Source organism: Enterococcus sp. B2E4, from assembly GCF_030499455.1.
GTDB classification, from domain to species: domain Bacteria; phylum Bacillota; class Bacilli; order Lactobacillales; family Enterococcaceae; genus Enterococcus_D; species Enterococcus_D casseliflavus.
Window position 1 is genome coordinate 172,385 of the sequence record NZ_JAUKPK010000011.1, and the last position, 26,201, is coordinate 198,585.

General features: G+C 42.0%; 22 protein-coding genes. 19 read left to right on the top strand and 3 right to left on the bottom strand.

Annotated features, from left to right (window positions below):
* Window position 1 precedes the first annotated feature (1 nt).
* A complete protein-coding gene (locus Q1X33_RS08915) occupies window positions 2-127 on the bottom strand; it encodes a hypothetical protein (protein ID WP_270787838.1) in 126 nt (41 codons plus the stop codon).
* A 264-nt stretch (window positions 128-391) separates the two neighbouring features.
* On the opposite strand from Q1X33_RS08915, the gene Q1X33_RS08920 reads away from it, so the two are divergent.
* From Q1X33_RS08920 to Q1X33_RS08950, 7 genes are all read left to right on the top strand, one after another.
* On the top strand, window positions 392-2,512 hold the full coding sequence (locus tag Q1X33_RS08920) for a penicillin-binding protein 2 (RefSeq protein WP_005229581.1): 2,121 nt from the start codon (window positions 392-394) through the stop codon (window positions 2,510-2,512).
* A 188-nt stretch (window positions 2,513-2,700) separates the two neighbouring features.
* Window positions 2,701-2,982, top strand: coding sequence for a hypothetical protein (locus tag Q1X33_RS08925; RefSeq protein ID WP_015510017.1), 282 nt, complete (start codon window positions 2,701-2,703; stop codon window positions 2,980-2,982).
* Window positions 2,983-2,985: 3 nt separating this feature from the next.
* Window positions 2,986-5,022, top strand: coding sequence for a sodium:proton antiporter (locus Q1X33_RS08930; protein ID WP_005229585.1), 2,037 nt, complete (start codon window positions 2,986-2,988; stop codon window positions 5,020-5,022).
* A gap of 202 nt (window positions 5,023-5,224) precedes the next feature.
* On the top strand, window positions 5,225-7,132 hold the full coding sequence (locus Q1X33_RS08935) for an ABC-F family ATP-binding cassette domain-containing protein (RefSeq protein ID WP_005229586.1): 1,908 nt from the start codon (window positions 5,225-5,227) through the stop codon (window positions 7,130-7,132).
* Between the two features lie 16 nt (window positions 7,133-7,148).
* Window positions 7,149-8,096 (top strand): thymidylate synthase, encoded by a 948-nt coding sequence (locus Q1X33_RS08940; protein WP_005229588.1) that lies wholly within the window; start codon window positions 7,149-7,151, stop codon window positions 8,094-8,096.
* A 44-nt stretch (window positions 8,097-8,140) separates the two neighbouring features.
* Window positions 8,141-8,887 carry a hypothetical protein gene (locus Q1X33_RS08945; RefSeq protein ID WP_005229590.1) on the top strand — a complete coding sequence of 249 codons (747 nt, stop codon included), beginning with the start codon at window positions 8,141-8,143 and terminating at the stop codon, window positions 8,885-8,887.
* 5 nt (window positions 8,888-8,892) lie between these two features.
* The gene (locus Q1X33_RS08950; RefSeq protein WP_005229592.1) at window positions 8,893-9,381 is read left to right on the top strand and encodes a dihydrofolate reductase; all 489 of its coding nucleotides are present in this window, start codon (window positions 8,893-8,895) and stop codon (window positions 9,379-9,381) included.
* A gap of 63 nt (window positions 9,382-9,444) precedes the next feature.
* On the opposite strand, the gene Q1X33_RS08955 is transcribed toward Q1X33_RS08950, so the two are convergent.
* A complete protein-coding gene (locus tag Q1X33_RS08955; protein ID WP_005229593.1) occupies window positions 9,445-10,098 on the bottom strand; it encodes a hemolysin III family protein in 654 nt (217 codons plus the stop codon).
* Between the two features lie 126 nt (window positions 10,099-10,224).
* Between Q1X33_RS08955 and Q1X33_RS08960 the strand changes: the two genes are divergently transcribed.
* The 7 genes from Q1X33_RS08960 (at window position 10,225) to lepB (ending at window position 15,727) form a co-directional block, all read left to right on the top strand.
* On the top strand, window positions 10,225-11,067 hold the full coding sequence (locus Q1X33_RS08960) for a DegV family protein (protein WP_026008095.1): 843 nt from the start codon (window positions 10,225-10,227) through the stop codon (window positions 11,065-11,067).
* 212 nt (window positions 11,068-11,279) lie between these two features.
* Entirely contained in the window at window positions 11,280-12,266 is a 987-nt protein-coding gene (locus Q1X33_RS08965; protein WP_010749380.1) for an SGNH/GDSL hydrolase family protein, read from the top strand.
* A complete protein-coding gene (locus Q1X33_RS08970; protein WP_005229598.1) occupies window positions 12,263-12,913 on the top strand; it encodes a YpmS family protein in 651 nt (216 codons plus the stop codon). The genes Q1X33_RS08965 and Q1X33_RS08970 overlap by 4 nt, the downstream gene beginning before the upstream one ends.
* Window positions 12,913-13,434 carry a peptide-methionine (S)-S-oxide reductase MsrA gene (msrA, locus tag Q1X33_RS08975; protein ID WP_005229599.1) on the top strand — a complete coding sequence of 174 codons (522 nt, stop codon included), beginning with the start codon at window positions 12,913-12,915 and terminating at the stop codon, window positions 13,432-13,434. Before Q1X33_RS08970 ends, msrA begins: the two co-directional genes overlap by 1 nt.
* Window positions 13,427-13,648 carry a YozE family protein gene (locus tag Q1X33_RS08980; RefSeq protein ID WP_005229600.1) on the top strand — a complete coding sequence of 74 codons (222 nt, stop codon included), beginning with the start codon at window positions 13,427-13,429 and terminating at the stop codon, window positions 13,646-13,648. The genes msrA and Q1X33_RS08980 overlap by 8 nt, the downstream gene beginning before the upstream one ends.
* Window positions 13,649-13,716: 68 nt before the next feature.
* Complete coding sequence (locus Q1X33_RS08985; protein ID WP_005229601.1) at window positions 13,717-15,147, top strand: S41 family peptidase; 1,431 nt, start codon at window positions 13,717-13,719, stop codon at window positions 15,145-15,147.
* A gap of 31 nt (window positions 15,148-15,178) precedes the next feature.
* Complete coding sequence (lepB, locus tag Q1X33_RS08990; RefSeq protein ID WP_005229602.1) at window positions 15,179-15,727, top strand: signal peptidase I; 549 nt, start codon at window positions 15,179-15,181, stop codon at window positions 15,725-15,727.
* Between the two features lie 128 nt (window positions 15,728-15,855).
* Here lepB and Q1X33_RS08995 read toward each other — a convergent pair whose 3' ends face one another.
* Window positions 15,856-17,349: a helix-turn-helix domain-containing protein gene (locus Q1X33_RS08995; RefSeq protein ID WP_034869322.1), complete on the bottom strand. Its 1,494-nt coding sequence runs from the start codon at window positions 17,347-17,349 to the stop codon at window positions 15,856-15,858.
* A 341-nt stretch (window positions 17,350-17,690) separates the two neighbouring features.
* On the opposite strand from Q1X33_RS08995, the gene Q1X33_RS09000 reads away from it, so the two are divergent.
* The 5 genes from Q1X33_RS09000 to Q1X33_RS09020 all read left to right on the top strand — a co-directional run bounded on the left by Q1X33_RS09000 (window position 17,691) and on the right by Q1X33_RS09020 (window position 26,153).
* Window positions 17,691-21,266 (top strand): SpaA isopeptide-forming pilin-related protein, encoded by a 3,576-nt coding sequence (locus tag Q1X33_RS09000; RefSeq protein WP_301969634.1) that lies wholly within the window; start codon window positions 17,691-17,693, stop codon window positions 21,264-21,266.
* A 64-nt stretch (window positions 21,267-21,330) separates the two neighbouring features.
* The gene (locus tag Q1X33_RS09005; RefSeq protein ID WP_201689541.1) at window positions 21,331-23,199 is read left to right on the top strand and encodes a SpaH/EbpB family LPXTG-anchored major pilin; all 1,869 of its coding nucleotides are present in this window, start codon (window positions 21,331-21,333) and stop codon (window positions 23,197-23,199) included.
* A gap of 22 nt (window positions 23,200-23,221) precedes the next feature.
* Window positions 23,222-24,118, top strand: coding sequence for a class C sortase (locus Q1X33_RS09010; protein ID WP_005229613.1), 897 nt, complete (start codon window positions 23,222-23,224; stop codon window positions 24,116-24,118).
* A gap of 420 nt (window positions 24,119-24,538) precedes the next feature.
* The gene (gene ylqF, locus Q1X33_RS09015; RefSeq protein WP_005229614.1) at window positions 24,539-25,405 is read left to right on the top strand and encodes a ribosome biogenesis GTPase YlqF; all 867 of its coding nucleotides are present in this window, start codon (window positions 24,539-24,541) and stop codon (window positions 25,403-25,405) included.
* The gene (locus Q1X33_RS09020) at window positions 25,389-26,153 is read left to right on the top strand and encodes a ribonuclease HII (protein ID WP_005229617.1); all 765 of its coding nucleotides are present in this window, start codon (window positions 25,389-25,391) and stop codon (window positions 26,151-26,153) included. Before ylqF ends, Q1X33_RS09020 begins: the two co-directional genes overlap by 17 nt.
* Window positions 26,154-26,201 lie beyond the last annotated feature (48 nt).

Below are 26,201 nucleotides of genomic sequence, written 5' to 3' on the forward strand. Positions count from 1 at the left end.
TTCAATCATTTGAGGGTGTGTCGCTTTGCACATCTCCTTCAACTGTTCGATAGGATAGCGGAATCGATACATAGGCAACTGCTTGTGTGTCGATTTTTCGTTTATCTGAAAGATCCCATCGATTCAATTAATCTAGTTTTCCACAAAAACTGAAATGTATTTCTTGTTTCACGAAATCAACAAATGAAAAAACATAAGAAAGCTTAAAAAAACAATTTTTTCATGAAAGAGTGAAAATGAAACAATCTATCTGTGAAACATTCAGGCAGATATCGTTGAGTTTTTATAGTTTTTTCTAAGGATTAATGGATATTTTTTGTTTTTTCTGTTTCAGATCGAATTTTTTGGTAAAATAGGACAGTAGTCATTATAGATTGGAAGGATAGATGAGATGAAGAATTTGAAAGATAAAGTTGTCCAAGGGATACGTAAGGGGCCAGAAGAACCAAAGGCCAAATCGTATCGCAAATCTCATGTTCCATTTCGATTGAACTTTTTGTTTTTTATTATTTTTGCTTTGTTTGTATCATTGATTGTCCAATTAGGCTATCTACAGATCGTCAATGGCGACAATATTGAGCAGCAATTGAAAGCTTCATCTGTAGTGGAAGTAAAAGGAAGTGCCCCTCGGGGGATGATTTACGATGCTTCTGGGAAAGCTTTAGTGGAAAATCAAGCCAATGCAGCAATCACTTTTACCCGGGGAAACAAAATGACCGCTCAAGATCTTTTAGAAACGGCCAAAAAATTGAGCGAGTTGATCGAAATGCCAGTCGACAAAAACTTGTCTGATCGAGATCTTAAGGACTTTTGGTTGGCAGATGAAGACAATCTTGAAAAAGCAACTGAACGATTGAGTGATGAAGAGCGTTCTTTAGGTACTTCTGAACAATATACGGCAACCGTTGAGAAAGTGACCGAGGAAGAAATCAATTTCTCCGATGCCGAATTAGAAGCAGCCACGATTTTCAAGCGGATGAACAGCGCACAATCCTTGAGTACGGTCTTTATAAAGACGTCGGATGTGTCTGACCAAGAATTGGCAGTTGTTGCTGAAAACATGGTCGATTTACCAGGAATCTCCACCGGGACCGATTGGACACGAAAGATCGTTGAAGGAAGTTCTCTGGCTAGTTTGATCGGAACGGTGACTAGTGAAGAACAAGGAATACCTGAAGAAGTTCTAGACGAATTCTTAGAAAAAGGTTACGCACGTAATGATCGCGTTGGCCGTAGTTATTTGGAACAACAATATGAAGAAGTTTTACAAGGAACAAAATCCATCTCTGAAATATCGCTTGACAACAACAACAATATTGAAAGTCAAAAAGAAACCTTTGCAGGTGCAAAGGGGGATAATCTGGTTTTAACACTCGATGCTGAATTTCAAGCGAAAGTTGACAAGATTTTGCAAGACAATTTTCAAAAACTGATTGATTCTGGTGCAGCAGAGTATTCCCCAGGGGTATACGCAGTGGCGTTAAATCCGAAAACCGGCGGTGTCCTTTCCATGTCCGGGTATCATCATGACACGGGATCAAATGAAATGCAGGAAAATGCCATTGGTACCTTTATTAATTCCTTTGTACCAGGGTCCGTCGTCAAAGCAGGAACCTTGGCTGCCGGTTGGGAAAACGGCGTCTTAAACGGCAATGAAGTGCTGCTGGATCAGCCAATCAGAATCGGCTCCGATGTAAAAGCTTCTATTTTCAACCCAACTGGGGCAAATAATCGCAATCTTTCTGCAGAGCAGTCGTTAGAAGTTTCTTCTAACTCCTATATGATGCAAGTCGCTTTACGTTTGATGGGCATCAATTATCAGTCAGGCATCTCGATTCCAACAGTGGATCGTCAAGGGGATGTCTACGAAAAACTCCGTTCCTCTTTTGCCTCTTTTGGTATGGGAACTGAAACAGGTATCGATTTACCAGGAGAAGCAACTGGTATCAGCACATCCATTGAGAACATGGACCCTGTCAGTGATGGCGGAAAGATCCTCGACTTAGCATTCGGCCAGTTTGATACTTATACGACACTGCAACTGGCACAATATGCAGCAACTGTTGCTAATGGTGGCAAAAGATTGCAGCCTCACATCGTTGACGGAATCTACGACAATGATGAAACAGGCGGACTAGGTTCGCTGATTGAGGACATCGAACCAACGGTATTGAACGAGGTTGGTTTATCAGATGCCCAAATGCAAATTATCCAAAATGGCTTTTACGATGCGGTTCATGGAACGGATGCTTGGGCAACTGCCAAAGGCTTGGCTTCTGCGAAAATGGAAGTCTCTGCCAAAACAGGTACTGCCGAAACACCCATCGTGGATAGTAATGGCAATACCATCAGCTTAGTTAACTTAAACATCGTTGCCTACGGTCCAAGCAGTGATGCGGATATTGCGATTGCGATCGTGATGCCTCAATTAAAAGGAGACACCGATACGCATCCCAATATTCAAATCGCGAAAGAGATCATGGATGCTTATTACGACTTGTATATGAAATAAACAAAAAATCGCAGTGAAAGCTGCGGTTTTTTTAGTTTATAAGAATGCGGATAGAAAACCATCTTTTAGTGAGAAAGACTTGCTATTTTTGAATGATTGGCTTAGAATACTAGCGGTCAAGAGATAATTTTGATTTATACGATAAATAAAAAGATAAACTGATAATAAAAGGGGCCCAAAGCACAATCATGAACAAGGAATGTTTAAGCAAACAAGAACTGATGAAACAGTTGGGACAATTTACACCAGCTGAAAAAAAAGAGATTCGTGAGTACTTGCAACGGAAAAATCCATTGCTTTTTCGTAAATTTGAGCGAATGAAACACGATCTTTACCGCTTGGAATCACGGCGTGTCCAATGCGAAATTGAAAATAACGAAAAGGAGTTAGGTCTTCTAAACGATAAGATCCTTTTGAAAAAAGAAGATTTTCTTGAGCTGTTATTAGCTATTCGAAAGAAAAGAGGGTAATGGATGGAATTTATTGAACTCGTCATTATCATTGCAATTCTCGTCACGTTATCAAATGTGGCGAGCAAAATATTACCCTCGGTACCGATCTTTTTTATTCAAATCATCTTAGGAATTTTATTAGGTTTAACAGAAATGGGACAGGAAATCGCTTTTGAACCGGAAATGTTTTTAGTAATGATCATTGGACCATTGCTGTTTCGTGAAGGAGAACGAGCAGATGTACCTGAAATCCTCAAAAACAGCAAGATCGTGTTGTTTTTGGCTTTTGGCGGCGTTTTAATGACACTGTTTGCTGTCGGCGGAACGCTCCATTGGTTGATGCCCACGATTCCTCTGGCTGCTTGTTTCGCTTTTGGTGCTGCGTTAGGACCAACTGATGCAGTGGCAGTCTCCTCATTAGCAAAACGTTTGAAAATTTCCAAAAACATTATGCACATTCTGGAAGGCGAGGGCTTACTGAACGATGCTTCAGGGGTTACCGCATTGCAGTTTGCTATCGTAGCTTTGACCACCGGGAGCTTTTCAGCAGCCAACGCAGGGTTCCAGCTCCTATTCTCTAGTATCGGCGGCGGGCTTGTCGGTTACTTGATCGTGTGGCTGAAACGTCGAATTTTGCGCTTTATTGAAAAAATCTCGGCACAAGATGTCACAGTATACTTATTGATCGAACTGCTCTTGCCATTTGCTGCCTATTTGCTGGCCGAAATGATCGGGGTCTCAGGGATCATCGCAGCCGTTGTGGCAGGTGTAGCCCAAGCCCAAAGAAAACGACGGATCTCGTTGTTTGATGCAGAGCTGGCGAACATTTCAGAAAGTACTTGGTCGACCATTGTCTTTACATTGAATGCATTGGTGTTTCTTTTTCTAGGAATCGAGTTGTCACAAGTATTTTCACCAATCTGGGAGAGCAATAATTATGCAAACTGGCATCTAGTGATTACGATTTTGGTGATCACGGCGGTGATCTTCCTTGTTCGTTTTCTCTTTTTGTTGTTTTACTATTGGTTTTTACAGTCAAAAAAACAAGTATCAATGAATCAAGTCGCCTTGTTGACTTTTGGCGGAGTCAAGGGAACAGTCAGTTTGGCAGCCATCTTTATTTTGCCTGTGATGGTGCATGATGCACCCTTTCATGAAAGAGGCTTGCTTCTGTTTTTGACCGCTTGTGTGATCTTACTGACATTGATCATCAGCGTGATGGTCTTGCCATACTTGGCAGATGGGGAAGCTGCCGAAAGCGTCGACTTCAATCACTTGCTGATCTTAGAAGACGTCATCGAACAATTGGAAGCAGAAGAAAAGCAGGAACTCTCGGATAAAGGCCGTTTAGCGATCGATGCTGTCATCAATTCCTATGAAAATCGGCGCTGGGAGTTGTATCGCAATAGTTTGACTGATTCAGAAAAACAAGAAATCCAAGAAATTCAAGGATTGATCCTATCGATCGAACAAGACGGCTTGGATGAAGCGTATCGAAATGGGAAAGTCAGCTTAAATGGCTACCGTTTTTATTCACGGTTTATTTCTCAGCAACAGCATTCCCTCGCAAAACAAATTCTCTCATTCTTTAGTTTTTGGCTCTTCTTTATTCAGCGATTTATCCGTATTTTGATTCATCCTCGCTTGTTTTTACAAAGACAGCAGCAGCTAAAAGCTGCCTTGAAGCAACGAGACATTTCTGAAGTACAAAAAATTTACTTAAAGAACAGTGAATATATTTTTCATAGTTTGAGCAATTTAGAAGATGTCTATGATTCCTCGCTGATCAATTTCTTTATTCGTCAACGAGAAATGAGCATAAAACGATTTGAACACAGCAATTTCATTGAAACGATCATGATCGAGCAAGACCCGATTTTTGTTAAGAAAGTCCTTTGGGGCTATTACCTTGAGCGCAAGACGATCGATGAATATGAAGTGGCTGAGAAAATCTCAACGATTTCGGCAAATGAATACCGACGCAATGTCAATCTGTTAGAATCGTATGCGATGTCTCGAGCAGAAGAACAGCCGAAACAGCGAATGTTTCGCCGATAATACGTCTCAAGAGGCGCACAACTTGAGGCACGTTTTATGGAGTGTCTTCGTCAGGTTATTCCTAAAAGATGATCAACATCGATGATCAGAAGGAGTAGACTGACGAAGGCATTCTTTTTTACAAAAATTGATTTTTTTCTCTCATCGTTTCCGCTGATGAAATGTGGTACAATGAGCGAAGAAAAAACTCAGGAGGGATTCTGTGAAAGAATTAAAAGTAAGTGAATTAACCAAAACATATGGTGAAAAAACACTGTTTGATCAGCTTTCTTTTCTGATACATGAAAAAGATCGAATCGGTTTGATCGGTGTCAATGGCACGGGTAAATCGAGTTTGTTACGGATCTTGGCCGGTTTGGATCGCGGAGATGGCGATCGCCAAACGGTATTTGCCGCCCAAGATTATCGCATCGGTTTCTTGACTCAAGACAATCAGTTACAAGAAGAATTATCTGTTGTAGATGCTGTTTTTCAAGGCACCAGTCCGCTGATTCGCGTTGTTCGTGACTATGAAAAAGCGCTGATTGCCTTAGAGAATAATGGCTTGGATCAACAAACGCAACGGAATTATCAGTTGGCAGAAGAAGCGATGAATAAAGCCGATGCTTGGAATACAGATACAACTGCCAAGATCATTTTACAAAAACTTGGGATCAATGAGTTAGAAAAAAAGGTCAGTGAGTTATCTGGAGGTCAAAAGAAACGAGTGGCTATGGCTCAAGTATTGATCGATGAACCAGACTTGTTGTTATTGGATGAACCGACTAACCACTTAGATTATGATGCGATCCAATGGTTGGAAGGCTATCTAAAAAATTATCGGGGTGCATTATTGATGGTGACCCACGATCGCTACTTTTTGGATCGAGTCGTTAATCGGATCTTTGAATTGTCTTTTGGCAAGCTACATGAATATCAGGGCAATTACGAGACGTATCTTCATGCTCGAGCAGAAAGAGAACGTGTGGAGGAGACGCAAGAAGACAAGCGCAAGCAGTTGTACAAACATGAGTTGGCTTGGATTCGCACTGGAGCGAAGGCCCGTACAACGAAACAACAGGCACGGATCGATCGTTTCGATGATTTAAAAGAAAACCTACATCAAGTAAAACGAAACGGCGAAGTGGCCATTGATGTTGCTACGACACGCTTAGGCAAGCAAGTCTTAGAGCTAAAAGATGCGAGTTATCAGATTGAAAACAAAACGATTTTGTCTCACTTTGATTTGTTGATTCAATCAAGAGAACGCTTAGGGATCACAGGAGAAAACGGTGCGGGCAAATCGACGTTGCTCAATATTTTAGCTGGTCGCCTGCCTTTAGAAGAAGGGGAGCGTACGATGGGCGTGACTGTGAAAATGGCTTATTATACGCAAACGATTGAAGCGATGAACCCTGATCAGCGAATGATTGCTTATTTGCAAGAAGCAGCCGAGGAAGTGCAAAAAGTGGATGGCTCCCAAGTCAGTGTCGCCGAAATGCTGGAACAGTTTTTATTTCCGCGATCCATGCATGGCACCAAGATCGGCAAGCTGTCTGGTGGGGAAAAACGACGACTATTTTTACTCAAGCTATTGATTGGACAGCCAAATGTTCTCTTGTTAGATGAACCGACCAACGATTTGGATATTGATACCTTGACGATTTTGGAAAGTTATTTGGAAACATTTCCAGGTGCAGTCATCACTGTTTCCCATGACCGCTACTTTTTAGATAAAGTTGCCCAAAAATTGCTGATCTTCGAAGGAAATGGTAGGATTACGTCCTACTTTGGTTCCATCAATGAATATCTAGCAGCCAATACCAATAAAGCTAGTTCGAGTGTACTAGAGCCAAAAGAAACAAAAACCGATTCACTTTCTGCTGAAAGTGAGGCGTCTGCTGCAGCGCCTGTCAAAAAGAAACTGAGTTATATGGAACAAAAAGAGTGGGCGACGATTGAAGATGATATCGCGGCATTAGAAGAAAAAGCAGCCGCTTTGACCGAAGAAATGAATCATCATGGCGCGGACTTTACTAAGCTGCAAAAATTACAGCAAGAAATCAGCGAGGTTGAAACGCAACTGGCAGAAAAAATGGATCGTTGGGAATATTTGAGCGAATTTGTGTAGAGTAAAGGAGAGAACGATGGAACAAGCATATTTAGATCTAGGAAGAAAAATATTAGCAGAAGGCAATGATAAAAGTGATCGTACAGGAACGGGAACACGCAGTGTCTTTGGTCATCAAATGCGTTTTGATCTGTCCCAAGGCTTTCCTTTGCTGACAACAAAAAGAGTTCCTTTTGGCTTGATCAAGAGCGAATTATTGTGGTTTCTAAAGGGAGATACCAATATCCGCTACCTGCTGGAACATAATAACCACATTTGGGATGAATGGGCGTTTGAACGCTATATTAAAAGTGATGCTTATACAGGTCCTGATATGACAGACTTTGGTCGCCGTTCCTTAGTGGATGAAGCTTTCAATGAACAGTATCAACATGAGTTGAAACTATTTTGTGAAAAAATCTTAGCCGATGATGCTTTCGCTGAAACTTTCGGCGATTTGGGCCATGTATATGGGTATCAATGGCGGCATTGGGAAAAAAGTACCGGCGGGTTTATCGATCAAATCAAAGAAGTGATCGACATGATCAAAACGACGCCGGATTCTCGCCGTCTGATCGTCTCCGCATGGAATCCTGAAGATGTACCGACGATGGCGTTGCCACCTTGTCACACAATGTTTCAATTTTATGTTCATAAGGGTCGCTTAAGCTGTCAGCTGTATCAACGCAGTGCCGATGTCTTTTTAGGCGTTCCCTTCAATATTGCTAGTTATGCTCTATTAACGCACCTGATTGCTCATGAAACTGGACTAGAAGTCGGGGATTTTGTCCATACATTAGGCGATGCTCATCTGTACAGCAATCATATGGAACAAATGAAGGAACAGTTGACTCGTTCGGTACGTCCGGCGCCAACCTTACAGTTAAATCCTGAAAAACAGTCGATTTTTGATTTTGAAATGGAAGATATTACCTTGGCAGGGTATGATCCGCATCCAACGATCAAAGCACCGATCGCAGTTTAAGTGGTTGTTTGGGTTTCATTTCATAAAGAAAGGAATGAGGCGTAATGGTAAATACCCACAAGCGAGGCTTTGCGGCGACCTTTCATCAGAGACATGCTGGATCGATTACTGTAGCGCTCATTGAGCAAGTCATCGATTTCTTGCATCAGCACTATGATGCAGTTTGGCTATCCGTATCCGAAGAAACAGTGCCAGAGCTAAAGGAAGCCATTCGATCAAATCAGCAGTGTACTGCCATTTTTATACCAGCAAAAGGAGCAGCGGATGCCCGCAGAAGGCTTGTTTTTGCTGCCCAGCACCACCTGCCAGCTTTGGATTCGCTGCATATTTGTGATTTTGATCGCGTGGTGACGTGGATGAAGACCTATCCCGAAGAACTAGTGGCAATAAGCAAAAAGCCTTTATCTGCGAATACGTATTGTATCCTAGGACGAACTGCAAGGGCGTTTGCGAGTCATCCGCAAACGTGGCAAAGAACGGAGCGCTTGATCAACGAGATCGCTGCTGACTTCTTTCAAATAGAAGAAGTTGATATCGCAGCTGGTAGTGCTCTCTTTCCAATCTCCCTGATACCGACCTTGCTGAAAAACAACAACGCGCATTTAAACGATGGGGAATGGCCGCGAAATGTCCAAAGAAGCGGCGGCACAATTGTTTACCAAGCCTGTGATGGCTTGCGCTTTGAGGAGCGCAACAAAGATCCATTTGAGCATGAATCAGCTTTTCAGCTGATGCAGCGGCTGCAGGTTGCTGCTATTATTTCGGAATCATTTTATACAGAAGGGATGTAATTTTTATGTTGATCGCACTTTGGGCACAAGATCAAAAGGGGTTGATCGGAGCGGATGGTACACTGCCGTGGCATTTGCCGAATGATTTGAAATTTTTTAAAGAGCAAACCATCAATAATACGATTATAATGGGACGCAAAACCTTTGAAGGCATGGGAAAAAGATTACTGCCACAGCGTACGACTATCGTTTTGACGAGTGATCGGGATTATCAAGCCAACGGCGCCTTAGTGATGCATGACCGTGAGGAAATTTTGGCGTATGTGAAGCAGCAAGAGCATCCCGTTTTTTTAACTGGTGGAGCAGGTGTTTTTGAAGCGATGATTGACGATTGCGATCAATTGTACCGTACAGTGATCGCTGCGGAATTTAACGGAGATGTGTATTTCCCAGAGATTGATTGGACGCAATGGAAACTTGATCATGTGATTGATGGGATCGTCGATGAAAAGAACCATTATCCCCATCAATTTGAATTTTATCGTAGAAAATAAAAGAACAGGAAGCTTTCTGCAGCGAAAGTTTCCTGTTCTTTTTTTATAAGCAGTGCTTCATTTTTAGGTATACAACAAGACGGAAAAGTACATCAGTCCAGCACCTAACATAACGAATAAGTGCCAAACCACATGCATGAACCGAACGGATTTTAAACTATAGAATAGCGCACCTACAGTATAAGAAACACCACCGCTTGCTAGTAAAAATGTTCCCCAGTAGCCTAAATGTTCGATCAGAGGTTTAAAGGCAATAACACATAACCAGCCCATGATGATGTAGATCAGGGTGGAGATTTTTGAGACGGTCTCTTTTTTATGAAGAGTCAGTGACTTATAAACGATGCCGCTAATTGCTAGTAGCCAAATCAAGACAAAGAGTGACCAGCCAAGCCAGCCTTGGATACTAAGCAAGCAAAAAGGTGTATAACTTCCAGCGATCAGCAAGAAAATGGAGGCATGATCAAAGACTTGGAAGACCTTTTTTGCTTTGGTAAAAATCAAACTGTGAAATAAGGTAGAAAAGAGGAAAAGCAAAATCATCATCGACCCATAAATGGCATAGGAAACGATGTGGATAGGTGACCCTAGATTTGCCCCCTTGATTAAGAGGATGACCAGTCCTGCGATACTCAGTCCTAATCCGATCCCGTGGGTTACTGCATTTAATACTTCATTGACGATCAAATATCTGCGACTAAACTTCATGTGCTGCATTCGGCACCGTCCTTTCGAATCGAAATTAGATGAAAAAAAATTTTCTCTCTGTTATACTTAGTATAAATGGTCTGTGGTTATTTTACCACGAAAAAAGACTTGATTTAAAGAGAGAGTGAATATATGATGGCAAATCTTAAAATTGTGACAGATTCTTCCAGTACGATGGAACCAAGTGTCCGTGATGCTTTGGCTATCCATGTCGTGCCTTTATCTGTAATGATCGATGGTGTCGTTTATCCAGATGATGAAACGCTGCCGGGAGAAAAATTTATGCAAATGATGGCGCAAGCCAAAGAATTACCTAAAACTAGTCAGCCGCCGATTGGTCATTTTGTAGAACTGTATGACGAATTAGGCAAAGATGGCAGTGAAATACTATCGATCCATATGACCAAAGGTCTTAGTGGAACTGTGGAAGCGGCTCGTCAAGCCAGTCATTTATCAAAAGCCAAAGTCACCGTGATCGATAGCGACACGACAGACCAAGCGTTGGCTTTTCAAGTGATTCGGGCAGCAGAATTGGCTAAAGCCGGTAAGACACTAGAAGAAGTTTTACCAGAAGTGGATCTGGTGCGTGAGCATACGAAATTATTTATCGGCGTTTCAACGTTAGAAAACTTAGTAAAAGGTGGGCGCATCAGTCGTGCCAAAGGTCTTTTATCGAGCTTACTGAACATGAAAGTGATCATGGATTTTGATCATTCAGAACTGATTCCAGTCGTCAAAGGACGCGGCGTCAAGACGTTCAATAAATGGTTTGAGGAATTAAAAGCAGAATTGAAGAATATGCCAAAAGTGACGAAAATTGGTATTTCTCATGCAGAAGGGTTAGAAATCACGGAACGTTTCCAAAAAGAACTAGCAGAATTGTTTCCTGACTTGGAGATCCCATTGCTTCACACAACACCGATCATCGCCACTCATACAGGTAGAGGTGCGTTTGCGATCACTTACAGTACGGAATAAAAAAGGTGCTTCCTTTCAGCGATTCGTTTGACGACGAATCGCTTTTTGGTGTATGAAAAGCTGAAAGGAAGAAAAAGCAGAATGAAGCTGCGATTCTTTGTCTATTCAGAGAGTAGGGAGCTGTTTTCTTTCTTAAGTTTGAAGGATTGCGACTAGGAATTTTATGAGAATTTTGTTAAAATAGCAAAGATTACAAAGGAGTTTGAATACCTGTGAAATGGAAGAAATTAGTAACTTATTTGATCGTTGTGGGACTGATAGCCGTTGGAACGGGTGTACTGTTTCATTTAGCTGTTCCCAAAGCGCAACCACTGCTGACCCCTGTGGATAAGCTAGCAGCCAATGATTCGAAAAAATCCGCCATTGAATACCTCGCTCTTGGGGATTCATTGACAGAGGGTGTTGGGGATGAAACAGCTCGGGGCGGCTTTGTGCCTATTTTGGCAGGAGATCTAGAGGACCGCTATGATCTGAGCAATTTAGTAACCAAAAATTATGGGGTCGCTGGTGAACGAAGCGACCAGATTTTAAAACGAGTCAAAAATGATGAAGACTTGCGCCAAGACCTTAGTCAAGCGGACCTGATTACTTTGACCGTCGGCGGAAATGACGTCTTAAAAGTGATTCAAAGCAATTTCTTCGGTCTGAGTATCGAGACGTTTACGGAACCGATGGCAGAATATAATGAACGCTTAAAAGATTTATTCGCTCAAATCCGTGAACTAAATAGCGATGCCCCAATCTATGTTTTGGGTATTTACAATCCATTTTATCTGAACTTTCCAGAGATCACCGACATGCAGACGATCATTGATAACTGGAATAAACAGACGGAAACGTTCGTCAATCAGCAAGAAAATGCCTTTTTTATTCCTATCAACGATTTGCTCTATAAAGGGTTAAGCGATGAGGTCGGTATTGCGGATACAGAAGAAGACGCAACTGAGGAAACAACACAAACAACCGACACTGGAAGTTTACCTGAGTCATCGGCACCAAATGCTGATGAGACACAAAGCAGCACGTCGGCGACTACCGACTCATCGCAAGCTGTCGGGAATAATATCACCAACAATGTTTTGTATGAAGGCGACCGCTTCCATCCCAATAATCTTGGGTATCAACTGATGGCGAATGCCGTTCGCGATGAAGTGATCAAAACACAAAACTATTGGTTGCTAGAGGAGGAAGCAAAATGAAACCAAGCGAATCAAAGAAGCAGCTGGAAAAAACAGCTGCAAGCACTAAAAAATCGATCAACTACTGGAAAATTGCTTTTCTAGTTCTGGTCGGCATCCTTTTGGGGACAACGGTTTTCTTTGCTTCAAGAATTTTTCAGCAGCGAGAAACTGGCTTAAATGAAAGTGCTGAACTTGTTCAACGGGAGGGCAGTCCTGTTCTGACCGTTAACAGCAACAAAAGCCAAGTCAATCAATTGATTGATTTTTATCTATCTGATTTTCAAAAGGATCAAGAGGTAAAATATAATTTTGAGCTGAGAAACGAAGCACTCTTAACAGGCGAGTTTCAAGTATTAGGGTTTCCTATCACGTTTTATCTCTATTTTGATCCTTATGTGACAGAAGAAGGCAATGTCCAATTAAAAGCCAAAAGTTTATCGATTGGCACCTTGGATTTGCCCACCAGTGAAGTAATGAAAATGATCAAACGTAGTTTTAAATTTCCCGAATGGATCGATGTCAATGCCGATGAACAAATTATACTGATACGATTGGATCAATTCCGCATGCAAAACGGATTGTTCATCAAGGCAAACAAAATCAATCTTGTAGATGATGAAATTCAAATGAGCTTATATTTACCAGCTGAAACGGAGGATGAATAATGGAACGAGCAATTTTTGCAGGTGGGTGTTTCTGGTGTATGATCCAGCCCTTTGATGAACTCGAAGGGGTGCATTCGATTTTTTCTGGCTATACCGCAGGACATACCGAAAATCCAACCTATGAAGAAGTCAAAAGCCATCAAACAGGGCATACCGAAGCAGTAGAAATCATTTTCGACCCAGAAAAAATCAGTTTTGAGGAGCTCTTGACGATTTATTGGCAGCAAACAGATCCAACCGATGCTTTTGGCCAATTTGAAGATCGCGGCGACAATTATCGTCCGGTTATCTTCTATTTTAACGAAGAGCAGCGAAAAAAAGCCGAAGCCAGCAAAGCAGCACTTCAGGCTTCCGGTCGCTTTACCGATCCGATCGTGACTACGATCGAACCAGCGCAACCCTTTTATTTAGCGGAAGAAGAACATCAAGAGTACTACAAAAAGAATCCTGAAAATTTTGCTCGCAATCATGCCCGTCGAGCAGCCTTTTTAGAAGATCATTGGGAGCAAGAACATGCGTAAAAGTTTTTATAGCTATTTAATGGCAGTCAAAGGTCCGAGTCATACAGATGAGGCTCAGATCTTTGCCACTCATGCGAGTCATGATATTCAGTTTCCAAAGCACAGTGATGATTATGATGAAGTCTCTTCTTATCTGGAACTAAACGTTGATTATTTGCCATCCATGGATATTTTTGATCGTATCTGGGCAGAGTATCTCGAAAATAACAAATAAAAACGTCCTTCGTTTTGCCTGCACAAATGCTCAGAACGAAGTTGTTTTTTCTCAGAGAGGTGTTGTGAATGAAAAATGTAACGACAAGCCGATATATCGTTTCTCTTGTCTGTGTCGCGATTTTGTCGGGAGGCGGTGTCTACTTATGGCAAACAGCCCAGCAAAATCAGCAGACGACACAGCCGGCGACAGAAACGTCGACAGAAGCCAGCGGGATGGAGAAAATCCAGTCGTTGTATGACCAGATTCTTGCGAATTATTACCAAGAAGTCGATGAGGATGCATTGATTGAGGGTGCTCTTCAAGGGATGACCGATGCACTTGACGATCCTTACACGACGTATCTGAACCAATCAGATGCGGATAACTTGGATCAGTCCCTCTCAGGAAGTTTTGAAGGGATCGGTGCTACTTTGTCGATCGTGGAAGACTATCCCGAGGTCGCACAAGCGCCAATCAAAAACACCCCTGCAGAAAAAAGTGGTCTGCGCATGAATGATCGAATCGTCAAAGTTGATGGGGAAGATACGCAAGGACAGGAATTGTCTGAAGTCGTGAGTAAGATTCGAGGGGAAAAAGGCACGCAGGTGACCTTAACGATTCAGCGTGGAGCAGATACCTTTGATGTGGAAATCACTCGGGACGTGATCCCAATCGAAACGGTCCATGGTGAACTGGTTGAAAATGATGATACGATCGGTCGAATTGATATTACCTCCTTTGCCGAAAACACAGCAGCTGAGTTGAAAGAAACGATCACCGAGTTGCGGGAAGACGGTGCGAAGTCGTTTGTTCTTGATCTAAGACAAAATCCTGGTGGATTGCTGGATCAAGTCCAGATCATGGCAAGTATGTTTTTAGAAAACGGTCAAACGATCGTGAAGTTTGCCAACAATCAAGGGGTTGTCAGTGAGACCAAAGCGAGCGAAGCATTGGATGAAGGATTCAAAGTCACAGAGCCAGTCGTTGTTTTAGTCGACGGCGGCAGTGCCTCCGCAGCTGAGATTTTTGCCGCAGCCTTGCAAGAATCAGCGGATATCCCAGTTGTTGGTACGGAAACCTTTGGTAAGGGGACCGTTCAAAATGTGAAGGATCTGGGGGATAATAGTGAATTAAAAATGACAGTCATGAAATGGCTGACACCGAATGAAAATTGGGTCAACGATCAAGGTGTGATGCCAGACTATGAAGAGGATTATCCAGAATATGCGTATTTCCCGCCATTACCTCGTGATAATGCCTTAAAAGCTGGACAATCGTCAACGGCTGTCAACAATCTGAATCAATTTCTTAAAGCGTTAGGGTACGCCACGAGCGGCGATACCTTCAATGACGAGACGACTGCAGCTGTGAAAGCCTTCCAAGAAGCTCATAACCTAAAGGCAACTGGTGAAGTCGATGCCGACACTGCCCAAGCAATTGAAAAAGAAGTAGCAGAAAAACTCAAAGCAGAGGACCCAGCGTACTTAAAAGCACTGTCCTTGCTTTCAGAAAAATAAGTAAGGAATAAATCGGAGAGGAGGTAGATTTGTGAATGCCAAGAAACAGTGGATCGATCGTTTTTGGCTAGTCGTAAAATATGCCTTGATCGCCTTTGCAACAGCCTTCTTGATTCGGGCATTTTTACTGATTCCGGTTCCTGTTGAAGGGAACTCCATGGAAGGAACGTTGCAACAAGGAGATATGGTAGTCATCGAAAAGATTTCACCGATCCAGCGTTTTGATGTCGTTGTTTTCCAGCTGCCAGATGGTTCGACCTATATCAAGCGGGTGATTGGCTTGCCGGGTGAGTCGGTGAAATATGTCAATGATCAGCTTTACATTGATGATGAACCGGTAGATGAAGATTTTCTAGTGAAAAACCGCAGCAACGATCATGAGTCTGCCTCTTATACCAATGATTTTGATTTGGAATCTTTATTGGGCGTGGAGAAATTAGGCAAAGACAGTTATTTTGTCATTGGTGATAATCGACGTGCCTCTAAAGATAGCCGCTCCTTTGGTCCTATATCAGGCGATGCGATTTTAGGCAATGCCCGCTTTGTTTATTATCCATTGACTCATATTCGGCTGATTTAGATTGAGAAAAATAGAATGTTCTTAATAAAAATCCCCCCTTGGAATCATCTGTTGATTCCAAGGGGGGATTTTGTATAGCAATGATCCCTTTTCAAAAGGATGTGGTTTGTATCGAGAAAAGGGTGGACTTAGGCGCTATTGGCAGTTATTCTTTGTATTTTTTCATTAAAAGCAGCCAAGAGTTTCTGACATAGATTCGTTTCAAAATCACGGTAGCGGCAAAAATCAATGATCGCAGTGTTTTCCTCGGTTGTAAAAGGAGGTAAAAGCTGTGGGGAACTCAGAATATAAAAGTCAAAGGGTTCCTTTGTGGGCAGCGTGATCCGTTCAATTTCAACATAGGGCAATCGTTCACATATATTAAACACTTCCATTGAGACCAAGTAATTGGATACATAGACAAAAGCAACTTTAAGCTTATATTTCTGTTCCTTTTCGATGTAAATGGGGTAAAGCAAACACGCTTGATAAAAAGCAAGATCCGTATAACAGGCTTTTAACCACTCGTAGCCTTTGCGGTTTGCTATTTTACGCCAAAAACTCTGAATCGTATTTGTCAAAATCGTATGTAATGGGTACTTATCTTTGATTACAGTTGTTTCGAAAAAATTTAAAAGAGGGACTTTTTGCTTGAATATGCAGAACTTCAGCAATGTAAGATATGTATTCATATAAAGAAACGATTGATGGTCGAAATCAAAATCACAGAGAAATTTTTGGCAGTGTGCTTCAAATTCAGCCATCAGTTCCTTTAACTCCGATTTTTCATGCTTGTAACAGTCTTGAATGATCGGAAGGCGCACGTCTGCCGCTGAAGTTAGCATCGGCCAGTAATAAAAAAGGAAAAACAAAGCATTGATCTCAAGAATATCTATCGCTGAATCAATGATTTCAAAAAACGCTGAAAAGAAATCAAGATTTTCACCACTGGGAATAAAGGACTGGTTCGTTAACTGATAAAGATTTGTCGCGTGACCATTCTTGATACGAAATAGACAGATTTTGCAATGAAGCAAGGCTTCTTTTTTGCCAATCTCATACTTGCTTTTGTACTTCGTTCCTTCATAAGTCACAAAAAGTTCTTCGATCTCTTGATCAAATGCCCTCGCCAAACTATCTCCTAAAGAAATGTGCCAGATAAAATTAAACAATAAGATGCGAATCACCATCTCCGAACCTGTAAGTGCCATAGCGGACTGATTTAACGTCACGTTGAATTCTTTCAAATGGTCTTGCAGCTTCTTTGTTTGCCGAAAGCAAGTCGAACGACTGATATAGTTTCTTTGGCAAAATGCCAGTAAACTTTCATCTTGATTGGTCAAGATGCTTAACAATAATTTGTAAGAAATGCTTTCTTGCGCTAAAAATTGCTGATATTGGTTGTATTCAATCAAATTTTTAGGAAGATTCAGGGTGTTTTTATGTAATGAAAGATTCACTGGGGAGAGGTTTTGCAAGTCGATTTGGATCGAGGAAAGTAAACTTTTCAATCGTGTTGCACTTAAGTGGGTCAGATTTTTCACGAACTCTAGGTTGTATTCACCCGGAGCAATTGATAATAGTTTTCCGTAGAGTCCGATTTTGTCTAACGCTCGGGTATCTAAGAGTATTTTTTCAATCAAATGATCACCTTCTTGTTTTATTAATAACGTATTTATATAACGGTGTAAAGACACGTCTCAAAACTTTTGCTTTTTTTTAGAAAAATTGAGACAAATTTTTCATAGAACTGTCTCATAAAGAACAAAAATAGAAATCGCAGGTGAAAAACGATATTTTTTTACATTATTAAATAACATATCGATAATGAATTAACTTTAAAATAACCAACTTTTTTTCTTATGAATAACTACAGGTGTGCCAATTAGTTCTATTTTTCAGAAAATAAAAAAAAGAGGTGTCTTTTGCTTCTTTCTTTTATGATCAGCTTGTAATTTTTGATTCTTTGAAAGGAGGTCTTTTTATGTTTTTGACAAAGAGACACCACTGGTTCTCTTTCATTTTCTGTATGTTAGGGGGGATACTATTTTTCATTTATTCGAGTTTGCAAACAAACGGGACTGCAAGTGCACAAGAAGAACATACGATCACTATTGCTGAAACGAAGCAGATCAAACTGACTGGTCACCAAGAGGGCACTCAATTTTCTTTATGCTATCAGCTACCGCAAAAAAACAAACAGCAGCGTCTCTGGGTACAACTATACGCGATCGATGATACGAAGGAACAGTTGTTACTAAAAACAAGCAATGAAGAGATGACTCAAGTCAAGGATGATTCCGCACAGTCTTGGCTTACAACCCAAGCTTTCTTGCAAACACCAACGGAACAAGAACTAATCTTTCAGCTGCCTGAAGAAACGAAAAAGCTAAAATTGATGATTCAGATCGAAGAATATGACAAGGAAGGTGAAGAATCGCACAACCTACTGTCTTCGAATGAATCAGTTTTTGAAATCCCACTTGCCACAAATTCTGCTTCTTCAGAAACATCAGAAGTCAATTCTGGCACTGGATCCTCTTCAGAAGCCGTGAGTGAGTCGACCTCGGAGCAAGCGTCGACTGAAAGTTCAAAAGAAGTTTCGAACGAAGAAACGAAGGAAGAGACAAACGAGACAGGAACGGCGACAAGTGCTTCTGAAGAGGAAACGCTCATTGAACCATTTAAACAAGAACGTCTTTATCAAAAAACGACCGTTTCACAAACTTTTGCTTCGATTGAACCAGATTATACGACAGACCAAAGCGGGACGTATCCTGTGGCGAACTGGAAAACTGATGAAAACAGTAACGTCTTAAATCATCAGGGGAACAAGGATGCAGGCGAAACGTGGGACGGCATAACTACATGGAATGGCGATCCAGCAAATTTGACCCATTCATATATTGAATATGGTGGTGTAGGAGACGAAGCAGATTTCGCGCTACGAAAATTTGCCAAAGAGACGAATACCCCAGGACTATTTGATGTCTACCTAAATGTACGAGGGAATGTTCAACGTCAAATTGATCCCATCGATGTCGTGTTGGTAGTGGATTGGTCAGGCAGTATGAATGAGATGGGACGGATCGCAGAAGTGAAAAAAGGCGTGGATCGCTTTTTGAATCAAATTGAAGGAAGCGGCATTCAGGATAGTGTCTACATGGGCTATGTCGGTTATTCCAGTGATGGCAGCAATTATCAAAACAAAACCTGCCAATTAGGAAAATTTTCTGAAGTCAAAGAGACGATCCGATCGATGACGCCAGAAACAGCAGCTGGGGGTACTTTTACTCAAAGGGGGCTACGTCAAGCAGGGGATATGCTATCGACGCAAAACGGACATAAGAAAGTCATCGTTTTGCTAACAGATGGTGTACCGACCTACAGTTATCATGTGTCTAAAGTGCATACCCAGGCAGACGGCAGTTATTATGGAACCGTCTTTTCTCTTACTCAAGACCAGCCGATGAATACATCGTTTCTCTACAATGGCTATTTTGCGTTTGATCAACAGAACAATTATAAATGGATCAACAATACCTTTATCGCCACGATTGGTGAAGCGATGGCGTTAAAAGAACGCGGCATCGAGATTCATGGGTTGGGGATTCAACTGCAAGGAGATCAAACCGCTGGGTATACAAAGACCGATGTCGAGAAAAAAATGAGACAGATGGTTTCTGCTGATGAAGACGGCCATCTTTATTATGAGTCAGCGAATGAAGCAGCGGATATTGCCGACTATCTCGAGAAAAAAGCCCTTCACATTTCGACAACAGTCACCGATGGCGAGATTACTGACCCCATTTCGCAGCCATTTGTCTACGAAGAAAATAGCTTGTCCGTCAAAAGTGTCGGGTCTGCTGCTCTAACGGTGCAGCCTGACATTTCGATGTCTGACAATACAATCCATGCTTCAGGTCTTTATTTAGGCGAAGGGCAAGAACTGCAAATTCATTATCAAGTGCGGATTCAAACAGAAGCAGCGGATTTTAAACCAGATACTTGGTATCAAATGAATGGCGAAACGGTATTTTATCCGAATCATCAGTCCGATCAAAAGGCATTGTTTGGTGTGCCATCCGCCAAAGCACCTGGGAAGGAGGTGACGATCAAAAAGCACTGGGAAGAATACGATGGCGATACCTCCAGTCGTCCTGAAACGATCTATTTTGAAATAAGCAGGAGTCCTGTCAGCAATGAGAAAAGCTGGCAAACAGGGTATCTCAAACTTACTGAGACCGATGCCCAAGACCAGACAACTTGGGAACGAAGCAAGGTTTACGCGCTTTCTGAAAAGGATGGGACGGAGTACGAAGAAACCCGTTTACTACCGCTGTATAACAATCAAGGAGAAACTTTTGATTATCAAGTCACAAATGAACGAGCAGTGGCAGGTTATGAAGCGACAAAAGTGGACGCTTATACATGGAAAAACACAAAGGCGTTTGTGCCCTTGGCATTAAACCTGATCAAAAAATCCGCTGTAGGAGAGGTGAAGCTGACAGGTGCCGTTTTTGAATTAACGGGGGCAGGAGAGACAGTGACCCTTGTGGATCAAGGGGATGGAACGTATGGGCTGCCAGCAGATACTGTGTTGCAAAAAGATCAGACCTATCGTTTGGAGGAAGTCACTGCACCGGCGGGACATCATTTGTCTAAGCAGACAGAGTGGCTAATTCATATCGATGCGCAAGGGAATACGACGATCGATGGGCAACCCGTCACAGTGGACGATCATACGATTACGCTGGAGATCACCAATCCGTTTACAGAAATTCCAGTTGCTATTCGAAAATATACGGTACAAAAAGAGCAGCAAATACTGTTAGCTGGGGCTGTCTTTTCTCTGCAACAAAAAACAGCAGCGGGGGATTATCAAGAAATTGCCTCAGAAACATCGAATGACGTGGGGATGGCTGAATTTACGATCCTTGAGCCGGGCGCTTATCGCATCTCAGAAACAGCCGGTCCGCTTGGATACGATACGATTGCTGGTGATTATGAGTTTGTCGTTGGTTCAGACGGAAAGATCCAGTATAAAGGGGAAAACGTCGCTGCAGATGCCAACTGTTGGACTCTTACCCATGGCAATCAGTTAAAACCTTTTGATTTGGTGGTCAATAAACAGGATGAACTGGGACAAGCGCTTGAGGGAGCCAAATTTCGCTTAAGCGGAAACGGTCAGACGATAGAATTACCAGAATCCCAAGAATCGCTAGCGGTATTTCATTTCCATGATCTAACACCAGGCAGCTATACCTTAGAAGAAATTGTTACGCCTACAGGCTATGCTGGTTTAACAGCACCTGTGAAAATCAGGATTGAAGAGGATGGCAGTGTCTTGATTGACGAAAAATTGCAGCCGAATCTTCTTGTTTCTGGAGAAAAGAACAATCAAATAGAATTGATCGTCACCAATCAAGTGAAAGTGTCTCTTCCTGAAACAGGAGGGAATTGGCATGGGTGGCTGGCGATTCTTTCAGCAGGTCTACTAGTCCTTTTAACAGGTAGCTATCTGTACGTTACGCGCAAAGATAAGCCCTCATTAAAGTAATTTGACCATTCGTGAAATAAACGAAAATATCAAACATATCAAACATAGAAGAGAGGAAAGAACAATGAAAAAGATTTTTAATCATACGAAAATGGTTTGTCTCCTATTTTTACTTCTGCCATTTGTCTTTTTTGGAACGAAAAATCAGCAAGTATCCGCAGAGAGCAATTTGGCACAGGTCCATCTGCATAAAAAGAAAATGGTCAATTTGCCAGGTTCATTGATTCAAAATAGTGGGACTGAGATGGCAGAGTTTGATCAATACCAAGGCTTAGCCGATGTCACTTTTTCTGTCTATGATGTGACCACAGCATTTTATGAAAAACGATCTGCAGGGGCATCCGTTGAAGAAGCGAAGCGTCAAGTCCAAACCTTGACGCCTGGTTCCCCTGTAGCTAGCGGGAAAACAGATGCAGCCGGTGATTTGGTTTTTGAATTGCCGAAAAAACAAGCCGATCGGGATGCAGTTTACACCATTGTAGAAGACCCTAAAGATGGTGTTACCACTGCTGAGAACATGGTGATCGCCTTTCCTGTTTACGAAATGATCCAACAAGCAGACGGGTCGTATGCTTACGGGGAAGAAGAATTAGACACGATTCATCTTTATCCTAAAAATACTGTCACAAATGAAGGAACTCTCCTTGTGAATAAACGAGGAACGGGGGAAAACGAACCACTGAATGATGCGGAATTTGTCATCTCAAAGCAAGAAGGAAACGCACAGACCAAGAAATATATTTTAAGTGCAGCCGATGGACTTTATACGTGGACGACTGACAAACAAGCAGCGTACCGCTTTTTAACAGGTAAACAATATGCTGCTGGAGAAACGACCATCGATGTTGAAGAAAACCAAAAAGGACAGTTAAAAGTTGAGCAGTTAGAAGCAGGCACCTATCAATTAGAGGAAACGAAAGCCCCAAGTCAAGCCGCCTTGATCGAGCAAGAAACCATCAAGGATTTTTCGATCGCAGCAGGCAATGACGTCACGGTTGAGTTAACAGTCAAGAATGACACGACAAATGTTACCAAAACAACACCACAATTAGACGGCAAAGACGTGGGAATCGGCGAAAGAATTCAATATCACCTAACGGTCAATATCCCATTAGGTATCCAAGACAAAGTAGGAGCAGAAAACAAATACAAACATTTCCAATTGATCGATGCGCACGATCCAGCATTGACTTTTGAAAACACAGCAGAGGGAGAAACTGGCTATGCGTTGTATGATGGAGAAAAGAAAATCGATTCAACGAACTATCAAGTAACGGAAAAAGAGCATGGCTTTACGGTAACCATCAATCCAGAATTTGTGCCGCAATTAACGCCGGGAAATCAATTGCGCTTTGTGTATTATATGTATTTAAATGAACAGGCTATGCCTATCAATGGCTTTAAGAATGAAGCAAATGTAGAAACAGATTTCATGACGGATCAAACGCCGCCAAGCGTGGAAGTTTTGACAGGGGGCAAACGCTTCTTAAAAGTCGATGGGGCTGTGACCGCTACCGAAGCGCTGGCAGATGCAGTTTTTGTTGTACGAGATCAAGACCGTGATGATGCCAACTACTTGAAAATCGAAGAGGGAACCAAACAGGTATCTTGGGTGCAAACAGCGGATGAAGCGACGAAATTTACCACAGGTACAGATGGATTGGTTGATATCATCGGGTTGAAATTTGGCACGTACTATTTGGAAGAAGTAAAAGCACCGAAAAATTACGTGCTGCTAACAAATCGCATCGCTTTTGAAGTCCATGAAACGTCTTATGGAACGAAAGAGCAATTGGGAGAGCCCGAAAAAGTTCCTAACCGCCGCAAAGGAACCTTACCAGCAACTGGTGGTGTCGGCACGTATTTAATGGGCGCAATCGGAGTGATGATCGTTGGTTTAGCAGGGGGTTATTTTGTAAAACGGAAAGGGTAAGTAAATGAGATGAAAAAGCACGATGAGTATCAGACGAAGAAATGGCGTAAAAGCACCAACTAGAAAAGTAACTTTATTGGATTTTTTGATGGGTGTTCTGCTGCTGCTAGGGGTTTTGATCATCAGTTATCCTTTTGTAAGTAATCAGCTCAACACGATTTTGGATCAACAGTTGATCAGTTACTACCAAAGCCAAGCCAAAAAAATGAGTGAAATAGAAAAACAACAAAAAAGGAACCAGTTGGAACGAGCAAATCAAGAGCTAGCACAGCAGCCCAGCAATCCTGGAATCAAAGAAACGCAAGATTTATCAGAAACAAGGGACTCAGAATCAGTTGATACACCTGATTACTATGAACGACATACGATCGGCGTCTTAAAGATCCCCGTGATTGGTGTCGCTCTCCCGATTTTTGATCAAACCACCGATACGTTGTTAAAAAGAGGCGCAACATTATTGGAGGGCGCTTCGTATCCAATAGGTGGTGAAGATACCCATGCGGTTCTTTGTGGGCACCGTGGGTTAACGAGTGCAACGCTTTTTACTGATCTGCCTAAGTTGCAGATCGGTGATGAGTTTTATATCGAAACGTTTGATGATACATTGGCGTATCAAGTAGATCAGATAAAAACGGTCGACCCTGATGATACTCAGGCATTAAAAATTGTGAGAGGCAGCGATTACGTCACGCTGTTGACCTGTACCCCCTATATGGTCAATAGCCATCGTTTATTGGTACGGGGCAAAAGAATTCCTTATGTTGAAGAAAAAGAAACAGCCGCGGCCAAAAAAGCACAGCAGCAAAAAGTAGGATTGATGCTAGGCGTGATCACTGTTCTTATCCTCCTCTTGTTGATTAGTAATAGGATTCAGCGGAAAAAACGTCTTCATTCGAATACTTCCATTGATGAAAAGTAAGGATCGTTTGTTTTTCTAACTAAGTAGAAGAAAATGACTTTTTAACCTAAGTCAGAATGAAACATGTCGTGTGAAATATGGTACAATAACTAAGATAAAAGATAGCAAAAAAGCAGTCAGACTATTGTAAGTGTGTTAGGAAAAACCAAAATAAAGCGGTAAGGATGCTTCATTCAACCACTTCCCCAAAATTAAAAGTCAAGGAGCGTTGAAACAAACGCGCTCGAAGCTTTTCCTATGCATCAGGTTGGAAAAAGAACCTTGATCCGCAAACAGTTCAGCTAGTTTGCTGCACTGATGGGTTTTTCAGACCCAAAAAAAGCAAGTAGCCTTCGTTCTTGTCACCTATAGACTACACGAATATAAAAACGACTGTCTTTTTTATCAATTCGAAGAAGTACCAAGGAGGAAAACGTTCAAATGACCATTCAATGGTTTCCAGGCCATATGGCGAAAGCCAGACGTGAAGTAAGTGAAAAATTAAAGTTCGTGGATATCGTTTTTGAACTCGTGGACGCACGCTTGCCGATTTCATCCCGTAATCCCATGTTAGATCAATTACTACAACAAAAACCACGATTGATCTTGATCAATAAAGCGGATCTCGCAGATCCCGTTCAAACCAAAAAATGGGAGCATTATTTCCAAGCACAAGGCTATCTAGCACTGGCAATCAACGCCCAAGACAATCAAGGGGTTAAAGCCATTGTTCCTACAGCAAAACAAGTCTTGAAGGAAAAAATTGCTCGCGACAAAGCGAGAGGCTTGAAGCCTCGTGCGATTCGAGCAATGGTGATCGGCATCCCGAATGTCGGAAAATCGACCTTGATGAACCGCTTAGTAGGGAAGAAAATCGCTCAGACGGGCAATAAACCCGGCGTGACGAAAGGGCAGCAATGGCTGCGTTTTGGGACTGATCTAGAGCTTCTAGATACGCCTGGGATCTTATGGCCAAAATTTGAAGATCCTGAGATCGGCAAGAAGCTGGCATTGACCGGAGCGATCAAAGACCAGCTGATCCATTTGGATGATATCGCATTGTATGGTCTTGATTTTTTTGCCCGCTATTATCCTGAAAGAATCGCGAATCGTTACCAACTAAAAGCGGAAGAAGAGGCGTTGTTAGCGCCCGATCTGTTGATGAAAATCACGGAAAAACGTGGCTATAAAGACAATTACGATCGAGGAAGCGAACTCGTTGTCTTCGACATTCGGCAAGGGAAATTGGGCCGATATACACTAGATCGAGTGGAGGAAATGGAAAGCCAAGATGAAACAACCGATTAAGACAATCAAAGAGCGATTATTTGATCCAGCTTTCAATGACCAAGCGTATTTGCAGGCGCTGCAAGCAGATGAACGAGCGGGGGTCCAAAAGCTGCTGCAACAATACGAGAAACAGCGAGTGAAACACCAGCTATTGCAGGAAAAATACGAAGAAATGATGCGTTTTGAAAACGAAGCATTTCAGCAAGGCGCCCGTTTTATTGCTGGTTTAGATGAAGTGGGGCGCGGACCATTAGCAGGACCCGTTGTGTCAGCTGCGGTCATCTTGCCTAAGGAATGTCAGATCTTAGGTCTAAATGATTCCAAACAGCTTTCTGCCAAGAAAAGAGAAGAGCTGTTTATCGAAATTCAAAACAAAGCCGTTGCTGTCGGTATCGGTGTGGTCAGTCCAGAAGAGATCGATCGGATCAATATCTATCAAGCCAGTCGTCTAGCAATGAAAGAAGCCTTGATCGACTTAGCAGTCAAGCCCGAGTATTTACTGATCGATGCGATGACGATCGATACGGAAATCCCTCAACAAAGCTTGATCAAAGGAGATGCCCGTTCCATTTCCATTGCCGCAGCAAGTATCATCGCCAAGGTATATCGAGACAATTTAATGAAAGATTTTCATGAAGTCTATCCTTTTTATGGGTTTGATCAAAATGCTGGGTATGGAACCAAAGTCCATTTAGAAGGGCTAGCTGCCCACGGAATCTGTCCTATTCATCGAAAAACATTTGCGCCAGTAAAACAATATCTATAAATTTCATCCATCCCTCTTTTTTTAGCGAATCTTATAAGTAAGATTACT